A 22510-nucleotide genomic window follows, 5' to 3' on the forward strand; every position below is an offset into this window, starting at 1 on the left:
CCCAAATTGCAATACAAATGAGCGCTGTACTTACAGAGATCACTGATAAAATAGGAATTATTACCCTGAATAGGCCAGAAAAGCGAAATGCCCTTAGTCCAGCGCTGATTGCGGGACTTCATCAAGCTTTCGAAGAAATGAATGCCAACGAGAAGGTGAAAATCATTGTGCTTCGATCTACTGGAAAAGCATTCTGTGCTGGTGCAGATTTGGCCTATTTGCAGCAGCTGCAAGATTTCTCCTATGAAGAAAATCTGGAAGATAGCCGTAGATTGATGGACTTGTTTAATTTGATTTACTGTCTTCCCAAAATCGTGATAGCAGAGGTACAAGGCCATGCCTTGGCTGGAGGTTGTGGTCTGGCGACTGTTTGTGATTTTGCTTTTGCTGTGCCGGATGCGCTTTTCGGATATACTGAAGTGCGCATTGGCTTTGTGCCAGCATTGGTTTCTGTCTTTTTGCAAGAGCAAATTGGTGCTGCCAAAACCCAGGAACTATTACTTTCCGGAGAGTTTATTACTGCCAGCAAAGCTGCAGAACTCGGTTTGATTACAGGAGTGGAGCCAGCAGAGTTTTTGGGGAAATACGTGATGGAATTCGCTACTAAGCTTATTTCTCAAAATTCCGCTTACGCAATGGGCAAAACCAAATCTCTTTTGCGGGAGCTAAACCAAGAAAGCAGAAATAAATCTCTGGAGCTAGCTGCTGAAACTAACGCCAAAGCTCGAGCTCATGAGGACTGCAAGAAAGGTATTGCTGCTTTCTTAACTAAAAATACGCCAGTTTGGTAAATGCTGAATCGGGCTACAGAAATCCTCCATCAAGTATTTGGTCACGCTGATTTTCGGCCTGTCCAGAAAGAAATTATCGAGTCAGTTCTGACTGGAAAGGATACACTCGCGCTTTTGCCAACAGGAGGAGGAAAGTCACTTTGCTATCAGATTCCAGCGCTGACGCAGGATGGAATTTGCCTTGTTGTGAGTCCGCTGATAGCCTTAATGAAAGATCAGGTGGATGGGTTAAAGGCGAAAGGGATTAAGGCAGCAGCGATTTATTCTGGGATGAGTTATCGGGAGATTGACCGTACACTGGATAATTGCATCTATGGAGACTACAAATTCCTATACGTATCTCCCGAACGATTGAAGGCGGAACTCTTTGTGGAGCGTTTTCGGCAAATGAAAATCAATCTGATCGCAGTGGATGAGGCACATTGTATTTCCCAATGGGGGTATGATTTCCGCCCGCCATATTTGGAGATTGCTCTGATACGACCTTATCACCCGAAAGTCCCGGTTTTGGCACTGACAGCTTCGGCTACTCCGCAGGTTTGTGCGGATATCATAGAGAAGCTGGAGATGAAAAAGCCGGCAGAATTCCATCAAAGTTTTGCCAGGAAAAACCTTAGTTACTCGGTTCGCCTAGTAGAAAACAAACTAGAAAAAGGGCTGGAAATACTCAGCAGAATCGAAGGGACTGCGATCTGGTATGTGAGAAATAGACAAGGGACACATCAAATTGCGAAGGCATTGAGCCAATTAGGGATCTCTGCTTTAGCTTATCATGCTGGCTTGTCCATGCTGGATCGTGCGAAGCGTCAAGAAGCTTGGATGAATAATGAAGTGCGTGTGATGGTCAGTACCAATGCATTTGGGATGGGGATTGACAAGCCAGATGTCCGGGTGGTTATTCATAGCGATTTGCCGGAAAATGTAGAGAATTACTACCAGGAAGCTGGCAGGGCAGGTCGAGATGAAGCGAAAGCATATGGGGTTTTACTGGTTAATAATCAGGATTTCGAGACTATACTCAAACGTGCTGCCTTGGTTTATCCTCCACTTGATTTTGTAAAAAGGGTTTACCAGTGCCTCGCTAATTATTACCGGATTGCTGTTGGTAGCAATATGCTGAGCAGTTATGATTTTGAGTGGAGTGAGTTTGCGAATACCTATGAACTGGGGGTTTTGGAGACTTTTTATGCACTGAAATTATTGGAAGAGGAAGGTTTTATAGGTTTGAGTGAAAGCTATTATTCTCCCTCTAAAATTCATTTCACAGTGGATCCATCCCGCTTGTATGAGATTCAGATTGCTTACGCAAAGCTGGATCCTGTGGTAAAAATCATCATGCGGACCTACGGTGGGAATGTCTTTTCCGAATACATCAAAATCCAGGAAGCTAAACTTGCCAAGTCACTGAATCTTTATGAAAGTGAGGTGATCAAATCACTGAAGCAATTGGAGCAATTGGAGGTGATGGTGTATGATCAGCGCAAGGATAAGCCTCAGATTACCTTTTTGACGCCACGTTATGACGCCGGGAAATTGCCGCTAAATTTCAAACGAATAGAACTTCGAAGAGCATTGACTTTGGAAAAGGCTAAAAGCATGGTTGCGTATGGTCAGCAAAATGAACTTTGTCGGACACAATTCATTCAGGAATACTTTGGTGAAAGCACAGATCATGAATGCGGAGTGTGTGATGTTTGCATCGCAAACCGTAAGGCAAATGACCCGGAAAAGGCTGAGAATAAGCTTGTAAATAAAATTCTGGAAACTTTAAGCAGCACTGGCGAGTTGTCTGAGAAGGAGATCTTTGAACGTATTAGGCTTCCTGCCTCTCAAAAAAATCTTCGTGTATTGCGCATTTTGCAAGATCAGGGATATATTACACAAGCGAGGTCTGGCAACTATGTAATTTCAACTCATGAGTAATTTTCTTGACGATTTATTCAACAAAGTATTTAAGTCTTCGGAAAGGACTCCTATGACGCACAAGGAAAATATTGTGCACAAGGAGTTGGAGATCGAAGATGCGAGAAAATGGATGGACTCTAATGAAGGTAAAGAGTTGATAGCCAGGATTGCCAAGTCGTATCATTTCAAAACTATCCAGATCGAAGAGCGCCCGCAGATTCATATTTTGGATTCTAAGTACGCTAGAGGTTTTGCCATAACTTATGATGATCCATTAGATGAGCAAACATTTTCCTTGCTTTTCTTGGCTTTTGCGCAGCGTGTTCTAGCTTTGGGATATAGGCAAGTGAGTTTGGATAGGAAAATGGAAGAAATAAACGAGCAGGTGAAAATCACTGATAAGTATTATTTCAAACCTCCGCTCAAAGCACTTGGCAAGAATGAGTTGATTTCTCAGTTATTTGGCAATATTGCTATAGAGAAAATCACCGTAAATAACCAGCCCAATTACCTCAAGGTGCTAGCGACGTTTTATTCGGATAGGCTATACCAGGATCCAGAACCTTTCGATCAATTTCTTGATCACATATTTGAAGCAACAAATGATGGATAGAATTACATTAAAAGAGCAACTAGGCAGATATCGGACACCGTATGAGGAAGAGGCGAGTTTTATTCAATGTTTTTTGGATTTGACCGAAGACCCGCTTGCTTATGAAAGAGCCCGTTTAGAAGGCCATTTCACAGCTTCTGCTTGGATAGTGAACCGCAAGCGTACGCATACTTTGCTTACACTTCACCGCAAACTTGGCAGATGGCTTCAGCTAGGTGGGCATGCGGATGGAAATGAGGATTTACTGGAAGTAGCCATGAAGGAAGCTGAGGAGGAAAGTGGATTGAAGAGTCTGGAGTTTGTGGACAAAACGATTTTTGACTTGGATAAGCATATTATTCCAGAACGTCCACATGTACCTGAGCACTTTCACTACGATGTGCGCTATATTTTGGAGGCAGACTTGTATGAGCCGTTGATTAAAAGCGATGAGAGTATTTCTTTGGCTTGGGTAGCATTTGACTCAGTTCAGGATGTGATCGGTTACAATCCATCTATTCTACGAATGCTTGAGAAAACCAGTAAATCAGAAATTCTTCTTTGATGATTAAGTTTGACCCTGCGCAGTTAGAGCGCGAGATCACATTTTCCTTACCTATTCAGATTAGATTCTCAGACATTGACGGCTACATGCATGTCAATAATGGGATATATTTCAATTACTTCGAACATGCCAGAGCGGTTTTCTTGGAGCAGGTTTGTCAATGGGATATTATGAAAGTAGGCTGTGTGGTCGGCCGAATTGAAATGGATTATTTCCGGCCTATTCATGTAGATGATACCCTCAAAGCCTTGGTGAAATGCAGTAGAATTGGAAATTCCTCCTTTGATTTAGAGCAATATTTGGTGGGAGAAACGAAGACTGGAGAGCATTATACATTTGCAAAGAGTAAATGCATACTGGTCTCTGTAGACATGAATTCGATGAAGCCCATGCCGCTTCCAGAAAACTATAGGGCAAAACTTCAGTCCAATTCCTGATTTCAAAGACGCAATCCTTATCTTTGCGCAAAATTTAAGCCGTGAAAAAACTTTGGATAATTACCTTGCTATTGGCAGGATTGATGGGCTGTAGCCCAAGTGAAGAGGAATTGGTACAAGAGGGAATCCTTCAAATGGATGCTCAAAATTGGAGTGGAGCAATTACGCTTTTTGACCGAGCGCTTGAGATCAATCCGGAAAATGCACTGGCCCTGAATGCAAAAGGAGCAGCACTTTTTCAGGAAGAAAAATTTGAAGAAGCAGTTCCTGTTTTTACAGCTTCAATTCAGGCGGATTCCGCTAGCTATAAGGCATGGTTCAACCGTGGAAATGCCAATTTGAAACTGGAGAACTTTAAAAATGCAGTGTCTGATTACAACATGGCTACTTTGCTTGATCCATCTCAAACAGATATTTACTACAACCGTGGACTGGCTTTGTTAGGCTTGGAGGAATACGAAGATGCACTACTCGATTTTGACCAAGCACTTAAAGTAGAGCCAAACCAAGCACTTGTTCACTTCAATCGTGGAAAAGCACTTTTAGGAAATAATGATCCAGGAAATGCAATGAAAGCCTTAACTGATGCGATCAATTTGGATGGGAAAAATGGCGCTGCCTATTACTTACTTGGCGTGACAAGAATGTCCGCTTTGGGAGAATCTGAAAAAGAAGAAGGATGTGCAGATCTAAAGATGGCTCTTCAACTTGGATACACTGAAGCTAAAACTTGGATAGACGATTTCTGCGAATAAGATGGCAGTAATTGGGCAGGACATATCGCAAGCAAAAAGAGTCCTTGATGCGGGTGAGTTAGTTGCTATTCCTACCGAGACCGTCTATGGTTTGGCAGGAAATGCGCTGAATCCTGTGGCTGTAGCATCGATTTTTGAGACGAAAAACCGCCCAAGTTTTGACCCCTTGATTGTTCATATTCCTTCTCTTGACGTAGCAGAGAACTATGTAATTGACATTCCTGATCCGCTCCGAAAACTTGCCGAGCAATTCTGGCCAGGTCCTTTGACTTTGCTTCTCCCGAGAAAAAATACTATTCCTGACATAGTTACTTCAGGTTTGGAACGAGTTGCAATTCGTGTACCTGATCATTCCTTGACTTTAGAATTACTCTCTCAGTTAGATTTCCCTCTAGCTGCGCCAAGTGCAAACCCTTTTGGATACATTAGTCCTACTTCCCCACAGCACGTGGATGCTCAGTTGGGAGAAAGGATTTCTTATATTTTGGATGGAGGAAAATGCAGGGTAGGCTTGGAGAGTACTATAGTAGGAATGGAAGAAAACGAAATTGTGGTTTATCGGCTTGGGGGGTTAGAAATTTCGGAAATTGAACGTATTGTGGGGGAAGTGACTGTGAAAAGTCATAGCTCCTCCAACCCTCAGTCTCCTGGCCTTTTAGAGAGCCACTACGCGCCTACGAAGCCTTTTATATTAGGTAACCTGGAAGAATTGATTGCTGAGCGCAAAAGGCAGGGAATTGACTTTGCTGTACTTTCTCTAGCTCAGGTCTTTCCTGCTATTCCAACTGGAAGCCAAATTGCTCTAAGTACCAAAGGAGATTTGAAAGAGGCGGCTACGAATCTCTTTGCTGCGATGCGAACGTTGGATGCGTCTAATGCTTCCGTGATTTTGGCAGAATTGATGCCTGAGGAAGGCTTGGGAAAAGCTATAAATGACCGCCTGAAGCGGGCTGCAACGAAAGGATAAAACTTCTTTCCGATACTTCTTCGCAAATTGATCACAGGGGAAAGTCGATTTTTGCCGTAATCTTTGATAAATTCACACCTGATTTTTATCTATTTAATTAATCAAAAGCTATTAACCTTACTATGAACTCTAGAATCAAAAATGTAGATAATCTTAGTTTTGAAGGCAAGAAAGCGCTCGTGAGAGTGGATTTCAATGTTCCTTTGGACGACCAACTGAATGTAACTGACGATACCCGTATTCAAGCTGCACTTCCAACGATCAATAAAATATTGAAGGATGGCGGATCTGTGATCTTGATGTCTCACTTGGGAAGACCAAAATCTGGACCTGAGGATAAATTCTCTTTAAAGCACATCGTAGTTGCTTTGGAAAAAGCATTGGACAGAAAAGTAAAATTTGCCCAGGACTGCATAGGACAAGAGCCGGAAATGCTTGCAGAAGGTTTGAAGCCTGGCGAAGTTTTGCTTTTGGAAAACCTAAGATTCCACAAGGAAGAAGAAAAAGGGGATAAGGATTTTGCTGAGAAGCTTTCCAGACTTGGCGATGTCTATGTGAATGATGCGTTCGGTACAGCACATAGAGCGCATGCATCTACGGCGGTTATTGCTCAATTCTTCAATGATAAAGTTTGTGGGTACTTAATGCTTTCTGAGTTGAAAAATGCAGACAAAGTATTGGGCAATCCTGAAAGACCATACACCGCGATCATGGGTGGAGCGAAAATCGCTGACAAGATTTTGATCATCGAGCAATTGCTGAACAAAGTAGATAACCTGATCATCGGTGGTGGTATGTCCTATACTTTTGCCAAAGCACAAGGTGGAACAATCGGTGATTCTTTGCTTGAAGCTGATAAAATGGATTTCGTTCTTGAGCTAATGGAAACAGCAAAAGCAAAAGGGGTTAATCTTATCCTTCCGGTTGATACAGTGATTTCTAAAGCTTTTGCAAATGATGCTGAGCAGGGAATGGCTAACAAAGGCGAAATTCCTGATGGATGGATGGGCTTGGATATAGGACCAAAATCCCGTGAATTGTTCTCTGAAGTAATCGCAAATTCAAAGACTATCCTTTGGAATGGGCCAATGGGCGTTTTCGAAATGGATTCGTTTGACAAAGGAACGAAGGCTGTCGCTGAGGCGGTAGTAGCTGCGACCAAAGCTGGCGCTTATTCCCTAATCGGTGGAGGTGACTCTGCAGCTGCGGTTAATAAGTTTGGATATGGAGATGATGTGTCCTTTGTGTCTACTGGTGGTGGAGCATTGCTAGAGCACATGGAAGGCAAAGTGCTTCCAGGTGTTGCGGCTTTGGAGCCTTAAAAATTTCAGACATTTATTTCAGACCTTCGGAGTTTTTTAAACTTCGAAGGTCTTTTTTTTTGACTTTTTAAACTGCAACGAATACATATTTTAGGATATTCAGAATTTCACTCAAATTCCAAATGGCGAATCATGAATGCTGAATTTCGAAGTGGGGGAGATGTTAGAACTCCACTTCCACCAACACTGGAAAGTGATCTGAAGGATATTTTTTTCCATAATTATCAGTCAGAATCCCATGACGAATCACTTTGATATCACCTTTTACAAACACGTGATCGATGATTCCATCAGGCATTTTCTCCCAGTCAAAACTTGTAAATGAGCCTGCTGGGCCATAAGATGGGATTTCAGAAATAAGTCTGGCATCTTGCCAGTCTGGATTTGAAGTGATAGTAGAATATGCTGCGTTATCAGGTTTTACATTGAAGTCTCCCATAAGAATTGCAGGTGCATTTTCTTTGTTGATCAAAGACACTTGTGCCATCACCAACTTGCTGCTTTCTTCCCGTGCCTGCTGACCGATGTGATCGTAGTGAATGTTGAAAACATAGAAGGTTTTTCCGCTCGTATCCTTGAATTTACCCCAAGTACAAATCCTATTCAGCGCAGCATCCCAGCCCTTACTTGGTTTCTCAGGGGTTGGTGAAAGCCAGAAAGTGCCCTGATCCAGCATTTCAAACTTCTTCGGATCGTAAAGAATAGCTGCATATTCACCTTTCTCAGTTCCATCATCGCGGCCCACCCCAATATATGAATAGCCAAGTTCTTTGGTCAGATCCATGAGTTGGTTATTTAATGCCTCTTGTACACCAACGAGCTCAATTTGGTGAAATTGAATCAAGCTTGCCACATGCGGAAGACGATCTTCCCAAAGGTTTCCTACATCGTTTGGATTGGCGTATCGGATGTTGAATGTGGCGAAATTGTGGGTTTGGGCGATGGAAATCGAATTAATTCCTAGGTTTAGAGTCAGCAACAAAAGGCTTGTTTTTAATAGACTTATCAGGGTTTTTGTCATGAATTCAGAACTTATTCTTGAAAAATGGTTTAAGTATTTAAAATTGAGTCATAATTTCATCAAATGAAATCGAACATCGAGAAAACTTTTCAAAGAAGAGTATTTCTTAATATGCAAGAGACCATCCCGAAATATTGGGACAGGCGTGTGGCCATTAAAAATCAAATTAAAAACACATGAAAACCCTTTATCCCAAAGACCTAAGTACCCTAGAATTTTACAGTTTGATGCAGGGCGCTGTGGCACCAAGACCGATTGCCTTCGTCAGTACTATCGATAAGGCCGGAAATGTTAACCTTAGCCCATTTAGCTTTTTTAATTTAGTTAGTTCCCAGCCTCCGATTTTGATATTTTCTCCTCTACGAAGAATGAGGGATAATACCACTAAGCATACCCTTGAAAACATTTTGGAAGTGCCTGAAGTAGTGATCCATATCGTTGATTTTGGTATGGTGGAGCAAATGTCGCTCGCCAGCACTGAGTATAAAAAGGGTGTGAATGAATTTGAAAAAGCAGGATTTACCCAAGTAGCTTCCAATGAAGTCAAGCCGCCTCGTATCAAAGAAGCCCGTGTTTCTTTTGAATGTAAAGTGAATGAGGTAAAGTCACTTGGAGAAAGTGGAGGTGCTGGAAGTATTGTAATCTGTGAAGTGCTTGCGGCTCATGTAAATGAGGCCATTTTCGATGATGCTGGAGCAATAGATCCAAACAAGTTAGATGCAGTAGCGCGTCTTGGTGGTAATTGGTACAGTCGAGCCAGTGGAGCTTCACTTTTTCAGATTCCTAAGCCATTGCGTACCCTCGGGATTGGAGTTGATCAACTGCCGGACGATGTTAGAAATAGTACCATCCTAAGTGGAAATAACCTAGGTAGACTTGGTAATGTTGAAGCTTTTCCAAGTGAAGCTGAAATAGCGGAGTTTGGAAAAAGCGATGAAATTGAGGAAATGAGACTTCGATTCAAATATGATCCAGATTCTCTTGTGGATCATTTACATCTTTTGGCCAAGGAGGCACTAGATGAGGATGATGTGGAGAGGGCTTGGTTGATCCTGTTGCAAAAGACATAAAAAAAGCGGCTTAAGCCGCTTTTTTTTATTTGATGATGAATTCCTGTGGCATTCTTACTTGAATGCCTTCGTAGGATTTCAATTTCTCTACTTGCTTGATGAGTTCATAGTTAGATCCCAACTTACTCTGAAGTATTTTGATTTGTACATTATTCCCTAAATCCTCCATGATTGTTTCAAACCATGGTTTTTTAGTTGGGTAATACACTACGTGATAATCATCTGCGGCTCCGATTCTGGCTGCAGCAAGATCAATCGTAGTATTCAATCCTCCAAGTACATCTACCAAACCTCTTTCTTTAGCTTGATTTCCTGTCCAAACTCTTCCTGAAGCAATTTCTTTCACGGCTTCTGTAGACATTCCTCTACCTTCAGAAACGCGGGAAATAAACGTTTCATATCCATCTTCTATGGTACGTTGGATGATGGATCGTTCTACTTCGGTCATCGGTCTGGTAGGGTTCATGAAATCTGAAAGCTCTCCCGTTTTTACAACATCTGTAGTAATTCCTAAATGCTTATTTAGCAGTTCTTGGGCGTTAAACATCATGCCGAAAATGCCGATTGATCCTGTAATAGTATTTGGCTGTGCCACAATAGTATCAGCCGGCGCGGAAATATAATAACCACCAGAAGCAGCAACTTCCCCCATAGAAACATATACTGGCTTGGATTTTTTAGCTTCTGCCATTTCTCTCCAGATCACTTCAGATGCTACTACTGAACCTCCTGGGGAGTTTACGCGAAGTACGATTGCCTTGATGTTGTCGTCTTTACGTGCTTTGCGAATTTCTTTTGCAAACTTTTCGGAGCTGATTACCCCATCAGCATCTCCACCTACGATTTCTCCTTCTGCGATGATTACAGCAATTCTATTGGAAGAAGTGATGTTTTTAAATTTCGCAGTTGCATTCAAGTCAGTTACGTTGATCGTTTTGATGTCATCGTCTTCATCGATACCAAGCTTTTCCTTCATCTTCGAAAGTACTTGGTCCATATAAAGTAATTCAGTTGCTAATCCGTAAGAAACTGCATCTTCAGGCTTTCGAACCAACATCATGTCGTTGATTTTCTTCAAGCTGTCGTAAGGTATTCCTCTAGACTCAGAGACGCCATGAAGTGCAAATTGATTCATGTCATCAAGGAAAGATAGAGTTTGTAGCCTGGCTTCAGGACTGCTTTTCTCTAGGATAAATGGCTCTACTGCAGATTTGAATTCACCTACCCGGAATATTTCCGGTTGAACTCCTATTTTTTCAAAAAGTCCTTTAAAGAAGATTCCTTCAGAGGAGAAGCCGTTGAAGTCAATACCGCCTAGAGGATTAAGGTAGATTTCATCGGCAACAGAAGCAATGTAATAACCACCTTCAGTATACGCTTCGTCATAAGCGACGATAAATTTACCTGAAGTTTTGAAGTCTACTAAAGCTTCACGAAGCTCAAGCAAGTTGGCTTGTCCAGCGATGATAAGACCAGTATTTAGGTAAATTCCTTTTATGTTATCATTGGTTTTTGCTTCGCCAATGGCTTTTTTAAGGTTAATAAGTCCTGCACTGAACTCCTGACCAAATGGATTTCCAAACATGGAAAGATCCAAATCATCCTCTGAGGTTCTTTCTACGATAGTTCTACCATTAAGGTCCAGGTGTAAAACAGTATTTTCACTTACAGTGACTTCTTTGTCTCCACTTGAAGAGGCGACGATGCCGATCAGCCCTAACATAAGAAGCACACTCAGTATGCTGAAAACAAAAAGACCGACTATTACCGCCAGTACATTTCCTAAGAATTTCATAAGCTAAATTATTTGAAGCCCAAAATAACCTAATTTGGGCCATGTATACAAAAGCAATTTTATGCGGAGAAAGTTTGAAAAAGCAGTATTAATATTAGGAGGGAATAAAGGAGATAGAAATGTGCTGCTAGCGTCGGCTGTAAAGGCTGTTTCGGAATTAGGGAAAGTGACAGCGAAGTCGAAGATTTACGAAACAGAAGCATGGGGTGGAGTAGCTAAAGGGCCTTTTTTGAATCAAATTGTTGAAATTGAAACGACATATTCACCGTTTGAAATCTTAAATTTTATTCAGAAAATCGAGATAGTTCTTGGAAGGAAAAGGGACGAACACTGGGGAGATCGGACGATGGATATTGATATTATTTATTTTGGCGGTCAAGTGATCGAAGCAGCGGAATTGGAAATTCCACATCCATATTTGTCCGAACGGAAGTTTGTACTCATCCCATTAGCTGAGATTTTACCTGATTTTATTCATCCTATTACGGGGAAAAGTAGTCTGCAGATGCTAAAGGAATGTAGAGATAAAAGTGAAGTGAAAGAGTTCTAAAGTTTTGAGTTCAAAGTAGCCGAGGCACTTTTCATGGGCAATAAATAATTGCTCATAAGTAGATAATCTGGGGTATGATATTCATAATCAGTCTTCTAGGAATTCCAAAATATCTCCAGGCTGACAATCTAGAGCCTGGCAAATGGCTTCCAAGGTACTAAAGCGGATAGCCTTCGCCTTGCCTGTTTTTAGAATTGAGAGGTTGGATAAGGTTAATCCTACTTTATCCGAAAGTTCATTTAATGACATTTTCCGCTTTGCCATCATGACGTCGAGGTTTACAATAATCGGCATAGTCTAGACAGTGAGTTCGTTTTCGGATTGTATTTCAATCCCTTTTTTTACCACTTGGACGGCAATGAAAAATAGTACAGACATGAAAATCCACACATCTCCCCCCTCCAAATGAAGCTTTTTCATATCAATAGCTGGAATACCCTGGGTAGTAAGCCAATGGTAGAAATTAGCTCCGCAATTTGAAAATAGGCCGATGGCAAATGCCAGATAGGTGAAATTCAACATGAATTTTTTCAGCTCAGAGGTGAAAGGCTGTGAAAATGAAAGGGTCTTATTGGAAAAAAGCTTAATAATTTGATGAAAAAGGAGAATTTTCAGTACTGCAACAATACTCATTACAAGCGTAAGAATTAGAAAATGTCCAGAGTCAAAATTATAAATAGCAGTGAAGTCCACTTTCTCCCAGAAATTTTTGGCTCCCTCAGGATTGATAAATAAGGTTATAAATGTGTTGACGATGATAGCGCCAGCTTCCACCATCAAAGCGATGTAAAAAATCCATGCCATGACGTGCAAGATTTTCAAAGTCTTATTCGCATTAAGTTTGGTTTCCATATTTATTTACGTTTGATTCGGTAAATAACAGTAAAAAATTATTGATAAACAATAAATAATTAGCGATCAAAGGAAATTTATTTTTCAATCCGTTGATAGTTTTACCGCCAAAGGCGATGTACACTAAAGTCATAAAAAAAGGTTCAAGCCTGTGAAAGCTTGAACCTTTGGTGTATATACTTTTAATCTACGACCCCTTATGCTATGGAATCGATGTGTTTGCAGTTAAAGACCTGAAACTTCAGCTTCAGGATGGATCTTTTTTACAAGGCCTTGAAGTACTTTTCCCGGACCGCATTCCACAAACTCGGTAGCGCCATCTGCAACCATGTTTTGGACAGATTGTGTCCATTTTACAGGAGCAGTGAGTTGTGCTATTAGATTGGCTTTAATTTCTGATATTTCAGTAACTGCCGTGGTGCTCACATTTTGGTAAACAGGGCAGCTAGGCGTATGGAAAGTGGTTGCTTCTATAGCTGTCTGCAATTTTTCACGAGCTGGCTCCATCAATGGAGAATGGAATGCTCCCCCTACAGGTAGTGGTAATGCACGCTTAGCTCCAGCTTCTTTCATCTTTTCGCATGCGATTTCGATGCCTTTATTCGAACCGGAAATCACTAATTGACCAGGACAGTTATAGTTTGCTGCTACGACTACTTCTTCGGAAATGCTCGCGCAGATTTCTTCTACTTTTTCATCGGCTAGACCCAAAATAGCAGCCATGGTCGATGGGTTGATTTCACAAGCTTCCTGCATGGCAAGGGCTCTTTGGTAAACCAATTTCAGCCCGTCTTCAAAAGCAAGTGTGCCATTGGCTACTAATGCTGAAAGTTCGCCCAAAGAATGACCTGCTACCATGTCAGGTGCAAAATCAGGAGTTGTTTTGGCTAAAATTACAGAATGAAGAAATACAGCAGGTTGAGTTACGTTAGTTTGCTTGAGTTCCTCAGCAGTTCCGTCGAACATAATGTCTGTAATGCGGAAACCCAAGATCTCATTTGCTCTTTCAAATAATTCTTTTGCTTCGGTACTTTCTTCATAAAGTGCTTTTCCCATTCCTGGGAATTGGGCGCCTTGGCCCGGAAAAACAAATGCCTTCATTAATTGGTGTTTTTTGTTCGGGGCAAATATAAGTCTTTTCCCAAATGTCGGTTTGCTAGTAAAGCCCGATATTACAACCCGGCAAAACCGGTTTGCTCAAGGTTTTCTTGGGACAGGAATTTAGCTTTTTCCTCAGGACTAGCCAGTCTACAGGTGTTTTTCTTGCCAAACCACCGATACCGGTTTGCTCCAATCCAATCGTAGATAGGGTCCCGAAGAAATTTGGGTATTAAAATAAGAGCATACAAAGCCGGCCAGAGTCCAGAGAGGTTTCTTGCGATTTTAAGCGCAGCAGTACTTTTGTAATAGATTTCCCCCTTTTCTAAAAGCACAATTGAGTCTAAATAATCTTCTCGAACCTCAAATTTGGAAAGTATTTGCCTACTCAAATCCTCCTGCAGTGCTCCTACCAAGAAGTGATCTTTATTATCGCGTTGGATTACAAAATCAATGGAAGTATTACATAAGTTGCATACTCCATCAAAGAAGATGATGGATTTGGCTGACATTATCGAAGAAGTTGAATCGTTCCTTTTAGAGTCTGCTCTTTTTTCGCAGGATCGAGAACGTCAAAAACTACATTGCCTGAATAATAATAGGTTCCAGCCGGCAACTCATTTCCATTTTTATCTGTGCCATCCCATCTGATATAAATGTCATTTTCATTGCTTTCCAGGCTATTATAGGAGAAAACTTCCACGCCCCAGCGATTGACTATCAAAATATCAACTCCCAAAACAAACCGTGGGCATTGCGTAAATGGATTGTCAAAAGCCATGAATGTTTCATTAAATCCATCTCCATTTGGAGTAAAGGCATTTGGTAGATTATAGCTTGGGCAGTTGTCTACGCAGACTATATTGCTAGGCTCAGATTCATTTCCTGATCGATCTACAGCAGTGATGTAATAACATCCTCTATAGTTCGGTAGATTAGAAATAGTAGTTTCTAGGTCTAAAGAAGATAATTCTGCCACTAATTCAAATTGACCAGATTCTCCGTCAGGCGTAAAGTAAAGTTTATACCCGCTCAGCTCATCATCACAATCTCCTGTGAAATCAGGTGCCCAGCTTAAATCATGCTTATAGGTAGCATTATTGCAAGGGACTTCTGCGAGATATTCAGTGCATTCAGGTCCTTCGAAAGTTAATACCGGTGGACATGGAAGGCGATTATCATCAGGCTTAGCACATGCTATTTGAGATTTGTTTTCAAGAGGATATACTAGTCCGGCTACATTATACGATCCTTTAGTAATAACGTAATAGCAGTATTCCAATTCTTTCTGAAGCGGAATTCCGTTGAAGCTACCATCATCTAAATAGCTGAAACCTTCAGATGTCACATCCACATCAGCTATTTTCACAAAAGTAGCATCATCCGCAGCCGCGGCATCTGTTCGATTTCTATATACCTCATGTCTGTACTCGCTTACAGCATTGTTCCAAGGGACAGTGAATTCCCAATTAACTTCAATTGCCTCATTGATTATGGTCAAATCCGTCCAAACGGATGAAGCTTTAGAAGAGGTGTCGATTTTTGTGTTTCTATCCAGAAGAACTACCTCGTAATTGTAAACCAGGTTTTGGGTATTTAATCCTGTATCGGTGAATAGCGTATCCGATGTAATTCCCAAAGAGACTTGTCCTGCATCTCCTGTGAATCCTGTGCTTCGCAAAAGCTCGTAACTATATGGCCCCGGGAATTGTACTTTGTCTATGTCATACGGAGGGGTCCATTTTACAAATATCTCGCCAGCAGTAGGGTCAGTTTCTTCTACACTGACATTGGTGATGATAGGTACATCCACATCGATTGTGACGCAAATCTCATCTGAGACTATGCTTTCGCCCAGCCTAGGTTCTGGGTAGGCTGCCACTAATCTATAGCAATAGGTGTTTCCAGGTGCCAAACCTTCTCCGCCGTTGGTATCAAGGAAGTCTAGCGTTTGCATCGTGGTAGTTCCTATTAGTTCATAACCCGCTCTTATTCCAGTTTCACAGCTATCTGGCAGATAAGGGTCAGAGTTTATCCTTCTCCAAATCTGCATCTCGTTGGCTGAGTTGGCACAGGCGTACGGATCCCAGTTCAACTCTACTTCTCTACCAGGCATTTGTTCTATTTCATCAAAAACTGGAGGCGGACCGACCACTTTGATACGCCACGTTTGAATGTCTACTAAGGCTGGACCAGAACTTGGATCGTCCGTGATTCTTACACGGACTTCATATTCCCTTGCTCGCACATGATTACAGACAGTTTGCCAGTCGAAATTAACTACTCCGGGAGTAGGCTGGAATTCACTCTCTGGGGAGTAAATCGCTGGAGAGGTGGTTATTTCTATAGGCTCTCCGAAGACTTCAATTTTGATTGGATCTCCATCAGGATCCTGGCCTTGAATAATTTCTTCTATTTTGGTCCCAGCTACCACGCACAGGTCGGGAGGTAAAATCAACTCAGGTCTTCTATTATTTGAGTTTTCGATGATGATCTGCATATCCCGTACTACACTTCCGATAAGCTCAAATTTTCCGTTGAGCTTTCTATATTCGTTAATCCTAAATGCCACATTAAATTGTCCCGCGGTACAGGAGCGTCCCAAATCAAATCTCCCGTTATTGGATCTAATCTTAAAAACGCTGGGGTAGTGCCATCTTCTTGATTGAAGCTGAACTCTGGAGAAGCTGGGCTTCTGTAGTTGTTAACTGGACGCTGAAATGCTTGCTTTGGAATATCCATTACATAAGCCAAGCTATCTCCATCTGGATCGTAAGCACCTGGATTGTGGATGTATCTCACATTCACTGCTCCATTATCCACTGGAGGAATTGTCAAAACAGGAGAATTATTTACCCCAATAAAGGGATCAATGGTGATGGTAGTTTCCACATAAAAAGGCGTATCCACCGAGTTATCCATATTTAATGTTTTGTCATTTCGGTTGAATTCCTGAAATCGAATGGTATAAGTTCCGGGACCTTGGAAGGTATGTGTTATTATAAATTCATTTTTTTCAATTTGATTCCCTAATGGCGTTACAATAGATATATCACTTTCCGTGTTTAATTCAGTGACTCTCCCATCTCCAAAATCAATTTCTCCAGGCCCAAAGATCACATTAGATCGAGTATCGGTGTATCCAACTACTGTGATTTTATAAGTCAAATTTTGAACAGACACCCGCTCAGCAATGATTTCTCCAGCTCTAATGTGTGTTGCCCAAGCTTCAGAAATTCCCGCAATTAGGAAGAGTAAAAAAAGTCCAAGGGTGATTTTCAGCTTCATAATGGTCAAGTTCATTTTTAAGGAGAAATAGAATGTACGAATTTATCCTGTTCTAAGGTTTTAACTTACTTTCTGTTCCTATACGAATTAAATAGAAGTAAGTAGAAAATCCCCGCAAAATCAAACATTAAATCTCTACATATAGTTATACATCCAGCAAATTCTTCAAAGGTTGAAGTCTATTTAGAACTGATTAAAATAAGAGAAGTGTTTTTGAATAGATTGTTTGCTAGTTGTTCCAAATGTAAATTTGGCACAATTAATCAAAGATTTCGTTTTAATCTAATCGCAAAAATTGTATGAGCTGGGTTACAAAAACCTTGAGTAGCACAATAGGCAGGAAACTGATCATGGCACTGACCGGACTTTTCCTGATCCTGTTTTTGACAGGTCACGTTTCGGGTAATTTACTGTTATTCAAGGGTGATGGGGGTGAGGCATTTAATATTTATGCCAAATTCATGACGACGAATCCCGCAGTAAAACTTCTTTCTTACTTGACCTATATTTCCATTATTGGTCATGTTATATTTTCTATATGGCTGTCCAAGAGAAATAAATCTGCACGTCCGATTGGCTATGGCGTATCCACTCCGCCATCCACTACAGTTTCTTCCCGCAACATGGGCATCTTGGGTACGATCATTCTGATCTTTATCGTGGTTCACATGCAAAGCTTTTGGGCTCAGATGCACTGGGGAGATCTTCCGGTGGTTACCTATGACGGAGAGCAATACAAAGATCTTTTCAGTATTGTGACCTTTGCATTTCAAAACGAGCTAATGGTAATCGGATACGTAGTAGCGATGGTTTTCTTGGCCTTCCACCTTTCTCATGGCTTTGCCAGTGCATTTCAGACCCTAGGTTTGAACCATGCGAAATATTCCCCAGCCATCTCGGTGATCGGAAAAATCTATTGCATCCTGGTGCCAATTCTTTTTGCCAGCATGCCAGTTTATATCTATTTCACACAGAGCTAATCTATAGTCCCCTATGATACTAGATTCAAAATCCCCAATCGGACCTTTAGCCGAAAAGTGGACTAAACATAAGTTTAACAGTAAGCTGGTAAACCCAGCAAACAAAAGAAAATACGAAGTAATCGTAGTAGGTACCGGTCTTGCTGGAGCCTCAGCGGCTGCTTCTTTGGCAGAACTTGGCTATAAAGTGAAAGCATTTTGCTTCCAGGATAGCCCGCGTCGTGCGCACTCTATCGCAGCACAAGGCGGGATCAATGCTGCCAAAAATTATCAAAATGACGGTGACTCGGTATTCAGACTATTTTACGATACCATCAAAGGTGGAGATTATCGTTCCCGTGAATCCAATGTGTACCGTCTTGCAGAAGTTTCTGTAAATATCATTGACCAGTGTGTGGCGCAGGGAGTTCCTTTCGCCAGAGAATATGGTGGATTGCTAGCCAACCGTTCATTTGGTGGAGCGCAGGTGTCCAGGACTTTCTATGCTAGGGGCCAAACGGGACAGCAGTTGCTTTTAGGCGCATATTCTGCATTGAGTCGTCAGGTAGCTAATGGTAAAGTGAAACTTTATCCTCGTACCGAAATGATGGACGTCGTGACTATCGATGGACATGCTAGAGGTATAGTGACCAGAAATCTGATTACTGGTAAAATCGAAACTCACGCAGCTCATGCGGTCTTGCTATGTACTGGTGGCTACGGAAACGTATTTTTCCTATCTACCAATGCGATGGGATCGAATGTAACGGCGGCTTGGAGAGCTCACAAAAAAGGAGCTTACTTCGCCAATCCTTGCTACACGCAGATTCACCCGACTTGTATCCCGGTATCCGGAGATCATCAGTCCAAGCTGACCTTGATGTCTGAATCACTGAGAAATGACGGTCGTGTATGGGTGCCAAAGACTGTAGAGCTGGCGCAAAAGCTTCGCAAAGGAGAAATCAAACCTAGAGATATCAAGGAGGAGGATAGGGATTACTACTTGGAGAGAAAGTATCCTTCATTTGGTAACTTGGTTCCTCGTGATGTAGCTTCCAGAAATGCGAAAGACGTCTGTGACGAAGGTCGCGGCGTAAATGAGACGGGTCAGGCAGTTTTCCTTGATTTCCGAGATGCTATCAATCGTGACAGCGAGGATGCGATCCGAGCCAGATACGGCAACTTGTTTGATATGTATCAGCAGATCACCGGTGAGAATCCTTACCAGACTCCAATGAAAATATATCCAGCGGTTCACTATACTATGGGTGGACTTTGGGTTGATTATAACCTATCTACTACCGTTCCTGGGCTTTATTCCCTAGGAGAGGCAAACTTCTCAGATCACGGAGCAAACAGACTGGGAGCTTCCGCTTTGATGCAAGGTCTGGCAGATGGATACTTTGTAGTGCCTTATACTATCGGTGATTATTTGGCTCAAATTGGACCAGCACCTGTGGATACCAATCATCCTGAATTTGCGAAAGCAGAAAAAGGCGTGAAAGATGCCATCCAAAAGCTATTGTCTATCAACGGTACTAAAACTGTAGATCACTTCCATAAAGCTCTAGGACATATCATGTGGGAATACTGCGGTATGGCTAGAAATGCAGAAGGATTGACTAAGGCTAAAGGGATGATTCAGGAGCTTAGAAAGGAATTCTGGGAAGATGTGAAAGTGTTAGGTGCAAATGAAGAATTGAACCAGACCTTGGAGAAAGCTAGCCGAGTTGCTGATTTCTTAGAGTTGGGAGAATCGATGTATTGATGACGCGCTCAATAGAAATGAGTCTTGTGGCGGTCACTTCAGAACAGAATCTCAAACCCCGGAAGGAGAAGCTCTTAGAGATGATGAGAACTATGCTTACGTAGCAGCTTGGGCATTCAAAGGTGAAAATACGCCTGAAGAATTAAATAAAGAACCATTGGTGTTCGAAAACGTGAAGTTGACTCAGAGATCCTACAAATAAATTCAAGACTTTAATTCATAACTATATTAGTATGAAACTGACATTAAAAATATGGAGACAGAAAAACGCCAGCGATAAAGGCGCATTTGTCACCTATCCTATAGATGGAATTTCCACTGACATGTCATTCCTAGAGATGATGGATGTTTTGAATGAGGAACTTGCTGTCAAAGGAGAAGATCCAGTGCACTTTGATCACGATTGCCGTGAAGGTATCTGTGGAATGTGCTCTTTATATATCAATGGTCATCCGCATGGCCCTAAGCAGACGACTACCTGTCAGCTTCACATGCGTTCCTTCTCTGATGGAGATACCATCACAATCGAGCCTTGGAGAGCTGCGGCATTCCCGGTGGTGAAGGATTTGGTGGTCGACCGTGGTTCTTTCGATAGAATCATCCAGGCGGGAGGCTATGTGTTTGTGAACACCGGTGGTGTTCCTGATGCGAATGAGATACCTATTCCAAAGAGAATCGCGGATGAGGCTTTCGATTCTGCTACTTGTATTGGATGTGGAGCCTGCGTGGCAGCCTGTAAGAATGCTTCTGCGATGCTATTCACATCTGCGAAAATCTCTCAGCTGGCAATGCTTCCTCAAGGTCAGGTGGAACGTATGTCCAGAGCAGAGAAGATGGTAGCTCAAATGGATGCCCAAGGTTTTGGAGCTTGTACCAACACAGGTGCTTGCGAAGCAGAATGTCCTAAAGGAATCAGCCTGACAAATATCGCTCGAATGAACAGAGAGTATTTCTCTGCTTCAGTGAAAAGCGAAAATGTCTAATTGAATTACGAATTCATAAAGAATAAAAAAGCCGGCGATAGTCGGCTTTTTTTGGTTTTGGGGACATTTGGTAATGTTTTCTATTTCGTATATCTGCTGTATAGAAATATATGCGCAACTGCTGAGTTTCTGAAGAAGCTGCCGTAGTTCTTTGGAATGGGAATAAATGAGAGGGTTGTCAGTCAGGTTTTTTTTTAAATTGAAGCAGAACTAGCTGAACGGACTTGACTTGAGTGCCAAAGAGTAATAATTAGCTTATTTTGGGGATAGAAATGACAGGTTAAGCACGAAGGTTTGATTAATCGCGGTGTCATTAGGATATATGAAAAATAAACGAAACTAGTTTCGTATAGCGACTCGTTATGGGCAAGCTTAAGAACGACAACATATGGACAAAATAAATTATGCTCTAGAGTCTTTTAAAAATATTCAAGACTTAATAAAATTTGCTGACCAAAAAGCAGGTGCAGTTTTAATTGTAATAGGATTAATTTTTACAGCTTTTGTCCAATACTTGGAAAAGTTAACCTTCTCAATTGCTAATGTGACAGTAATTGGAACGATTACTTTTCTTGCTGGACTTGCTACTTTAATTTGTATGATATTCGTTCTGTACTATTCAGTTTTCAAAATTCTGAAACCGAGATTTGCAAAGAACTACCTAGCAAGGAGAATTATCCACATTCTACTTTGAGCATATTAGTAAAGTTAATAAAGGACTTCACGAAAAATATGAAAATATAAGTGATGTAAATATGCTGAAAGACATTATTGACCAGCAGATTGAAGTTTCACATATCCTAAACGAGAAAAATGAAAATTTAGCAAAATCCTTTATTTGGCTCTTTGCAGCACTTTTCGCTTCAATGGTTTTTATAATTCTTTCAATTCAGTTGTAGATGGCACTTAAAGACGATATAAAATCAAAGGTAAAGGCAATCCTTGATGAAAGGCTTGTAGTAACAGAGGTAACTTATGTTCCTCGACTTGACGACCCTAAACTAACCTTTGGTAATACAGGCTTAAAATTTACAGGGTCTTCATTGTTTATTGATATTCGAGGTTCTACTTCCGTTTTGAACACTCATAATAAGCCGATTGTTGCCAAACTTCATATGGCTTTTTTTCACACCATAGTAAAAATTGCAAATAGCCATGGCGGTAATGTTAGAAGTTTTAATGGAGATAGTTCCTTAATATTTTTTCAAGGAAATCTAAAAGTGACACTTTCAACAGCAGTAAAATGTGCAATGCAAATAAAGTATATGATAGACAATTCGGAAGATGGAATAAATGAATTATTGAAAAAATATTCAAAGCTAAATTTTGGAATTGGCATTGACCACGGCAATATTCTTTGCACTAAAGTAGGTGTAGGTGGTGAACATAACAGAGATATATTTTGGATTGGCAATCCCGTTAACAAATCAACTGTATTGGGTGACAATAGTAAAGCACCTAACCATATTGCAATATCAAGTTATGTTTACAATAACCTTTTAGATTGGGCTAAATACCATACAAGAAAAAATGCTTGGGGTCAAGATGAAAAAGTGGATATGTGTGGACTCGTGGAATTTTTACATATAATGGGCAAAATGAATACTATTATTACACGAGTTATCATTGGACATTATAGAAAGCCAGCCCATAACAGCGTATATAACTTATGGCGGGGAAAATGGTAAATTCAAGCTTGGGGCTTTTAAGTAAGTTTGGTGCAAACCGACAAGAAAGTGCTTCGAAATCCGCCACAAGTCATATACGCAAACCGTTACCACCAATGCTAAGA

Annotated in this window: 21 protein-coding genes and 2 pseudogenes; 16 read left to right on the forward strand and 7 right to left on the reverse strand. The window is 41.2% G+C overall.

Annotated features, from left to right (window positions below; translation table 11 throughout):
- Positions 1-17: 17 nt before the first annotated feature.
- From AC0L6R_RS22275 to AC0L6R_RS22310, 8 genes are all read left to right on the forward strand, one after another.
- Positions 18-791, forward strand: a complete 774-nt coding sequence (locus AC0L6R_RS22275; protein ID WP_473273203.1) for an enoyl-CoA hydratase/isomerase family protein — start codon at positions 18-20, stop codon at positions 789-791.
- On the forward strand, positions 792-2714 hold the full coding sequence (locus AC0L6R_RS22280; RefSeq protein WP_473273204.1) for a RecQ family ATP-dependent DNA helicase: 1923 nt from the start codon (positions 792-794) through the stop codon (positions 2712-2714).
- Entirely contained in the window at positions 2707-3309 is a 603-nt protein-coding gene (locus tag AC0L6R_RS22285) for a hypothetical protein (protein ID WP_339865854.1), read from the forward strand. Before AC0L6R_RS22280 ends, AC0L6R_RS22285 begins: the two co-directional genes overlap by 8 nt.
- On the forward strand, positions 3302-3853 hold the full coding sequence (locus AC0L6R_RS22290) for an NUDIX hydrolase (RefSeq protein ID WP_283414861.1): 552 nt from the start codon (positions 3302-3304) through the stop codon (positions 3851-3853). Before AC0L6R_RS22285 ends, AC0L6R_RS22290 begins: the two co-directional genes overlap by 8 nt.
- A complete protein-coding gene (locus tag AC0L6R_RS22295) occupies positions 3853-4290 on the forward strand; it encodes an acyl-CoA thioesterase (RefSeq protein WP_473273205.1) in 438 nt (145 codons plus the stop codon). The genes AC0L6R_RS22290 and AC0L6R_RS22295 overlap by 1 nt, the downstream gene beginning before the upstream one ends.
- Before the next feature lie 83 nt (positions 4291-4373).
- Positions 4374-5045, forward strand: coding sequence for a tetratricopeptide repeat protein (locus AC0L6R_RS22300; protein ID WP_339866222.1), 672 nt, complete (start codon positions 4374-4376; stop codon positions 5043-5045).
- Between the two features lies 1 nt (position 5046).
- Positions 5047-6012 (forward strand): L-threonylcarbamoyladenylate synthase, encoded by a 966-nt coding sequence (locus AC0L6R_RS22305; protein WP_473273206.1) that lies wholly within the window; start codon positions 5047-5049, stop codon positions 6010-6012.
- Between the two features lie 122 nt (positions 6013-6134).
- The gene (locus AC0L6R_RS22310) at positions 6135-7334 is read left to right on the forward strand and encodes a phosphoglycerate kinase (RefSeq protein WP_473273207.1); all 1200 of its coding nucleotides are present in this window, start codon (positions 6135-6137) and stop codon (positions 7332-7334) included.
- Between the two features lie 163 nt (positions 7335-7497).
- Here the strand turns inward: AC0L6R_RS22310 and AC0L6R_RS22315 are convergent, their stop codons facing one another.
- Complete coding sequence (locus AC0L6R_RS22315) at positions 7498-8355, reverse strand: endonuclease/exonuclease/phosphatase family protein (RefSeq protein WP_473273208.1); 858 nt, start codon at positions 8353-8355, stop codon at positions 7498-7500.
- 176 nt (positions 8356-8531) lie between these two features.
- Here AC0L6R_RS22315 and AC0L6R_RS22320 point away from each other — a divergent pair, with 176 nt between their 5' ends.
- Positions 8532-9425 carry a flavin reductase family protein gene (locus AC0L6R_RS22320; protein ID WP_473273209.1) on the forward strand — a complete coding sequence of 298 codons (894 nt, stop codon included), beginning with the start codon at positions 8532-8534 and terminating at the stop codon, positions 9423-9425.
- A gap of 25 nt (positions 9426-9450) precedes the next feature.
- Here the strand turns inward: AC0L6R_RS22320 and sppA are convergent, their stop codons facing one another.
- Positions 9451-11220 carry a signal peptide peptidase SppA gene (sppA, locus tag AC0L6R_RS22325; RefSeq protein WP_473273210.1) on the reverse strand — a complete coding sequence of 590 codons (1770 nt, stop codon included), beginning with the start codon at positions 11218-11220 and terminating at the stop codon, positions 9451-9453.
- 61 nt (positions 11221-11281) lie between these two features.
- Here sppA and folK point away from each other — a divergent pair, with 61 nt between their 5' ends.
- Positions 11282-11770 carry a 2-amino-4-hydroxy-6-hydroxymethyldihydropteridine diphosphokinase gene (gene folK, locus AC0L6R_RS22330; RefSeq protein WP_473273211.1) on the forward strand — a complete coding sequence of 163 codons (489 nt, stop codon included), beginning with the start codon at positions 11282-11284 and terminating at the stop codon, positions 11768-11770.
- Between the two features lie 87 nt (positions 11771-11857).
- Here folK and AC0L6R_RS22335 read toward each other — a convergent pair whose 3' ends face one another.
- The 5 genes and pseudogenes from AC0L6R_RS22335 to AC0L6R_RS22355 form a co-directional block, all read right to left on the reverse strand.
- On the reverse strand, positions 11858-12064 hold the full coding sequence (locus AC0L6R_RS22335) for a helix-turn-helix domain-containing protein (protein ID WP_283414849.1): 207 nt from the start codon (positions 12062-12064) through the stop codon (positions 11858-11860).
- A 3-nt stretch (positions 12065-12067) separates the two neighbouring features.
- The gene (locus AC0L6R_RS22340; RefSeq protein WP_283414850.1) at positions 12068-12622 is read right to left on the reverse strand and encodes a DUF2975 domain-containing protein; all 555 of its coding nucleotides are present in this window, start codon (positions 12620-12622) and stop codon (positions 12068-12070) included.
- 225 nt (positions 12623-12847) lie between these two features.
- A complete protein-coding gene (fabD, locus tag AC0L6R_RS22345) occupies positions 12848-13723 on the reverse strand; it encodes an ACP S-malonyltransferase (RefSeq protein WP_283414851.1) in 876 nt (291 codons plus the stop codon).
- Between the two features lie 71 nt (positions 13724-13794).
- A complete protein-coding gene (locus tag AC0L6R_RS22350) occupies positions 13795-14232 on the reverse strand; it encodes a thiol-disulfide oxidoreductase DCC family protein (protein ID WP_283414852.1) in 438 nt (145 codons plus the stop codon).
- A pseudogene (locus AC0L6R_RS22355) lies at positions 14232-17008 on the reverse strand (T9SS type B sorting domain-containing protein). The gene AC0L6R_RS22350 and the pseudogene AC0L6R_RS22355 overlap by 1 nt, the downstream one beginning before the upstream one ends.
- 299 nt (positions 17009-17307) lie before the next feature.
- On the opposite strand from AC0L6R_RS22355, the gene AC0L6R_RS22360 reads away from it, so the two are divergent.
- The 6 genes and pseudogenes from AC0L6R_RS22360 (at position 17308) to AC0L6R_RS22385 (ending at position 22406) form a co-directional block, all read left to right on the forward strand.
- Entirely contained in the window at positions 17308-17988 is a 681-nt protein-coding gene (locus AC0L6R_RS22360) for a succinate dehydrogenase cytochrome b subunit (protein WP_283414854.1), read from the forward strand.
- 13 nt (positions 17989-18001) lie between these two features.
- Positions 18002-19937: pseudogene (locus tag AC0L6R_RS22365) on the forward strand (fumarate reductase/succinate dehydrogenase flavoprotein subunit).
- A 31-nt stretch (positions 19938-19968) separates the two neighbouring features.
- Positions 19969-20718, forward strand: coding sequence for a succinate dehydrogenase/fumarate reductase iron-sulfur subunit (locus tag AC0L6R_RS22370; protein ID WP_473273212.1), 750 nt, complete (start codon positions 19969-19971; stop codon positions 20716-20718).
- A gap of 388 nt (positions 20719-21106) precedes the next feature.
- The gene (locus AC0L6R_RS22375; RefSeq protein ID WP_473273213.1) at positions 21107-21412 is read left to right on the forward strand and encodes a Pycsar system effector family protein; all 306 of its coding nucleotides are present in this window, start codon (positions 21107-21109) and stop codon (positions 21410-21412) included.
- Positions 21413-21416: 4 nt separating this feature from the next.
- On the forward strand, positions 21417-21617 hold the full coding sequence (locus tag AC0L6R_RS22380; protein WP_473273248.1) for a hypothetical protein: 201 nt from the start codon (positions 21417-21419) through the stop codon (positions 21615-21617).
- Positions 21618-22406 (forward strand): adenylate/guanylate cyclase domain-containing protein, encoded by a 789-nt coding sequence (locus AC0L6R_RS22385; RefSeq protein WP_473273214.1) that lies wholly within the window; start codon positions 21618-21620, stop codon positions 22404-22406.
- The last annotated feature ends 104 nt before the right edge of the window (positions 22407-22510 follow it).

The organism is Algoriphagus sp. 10J20-15, assembly GCF_055809615.1.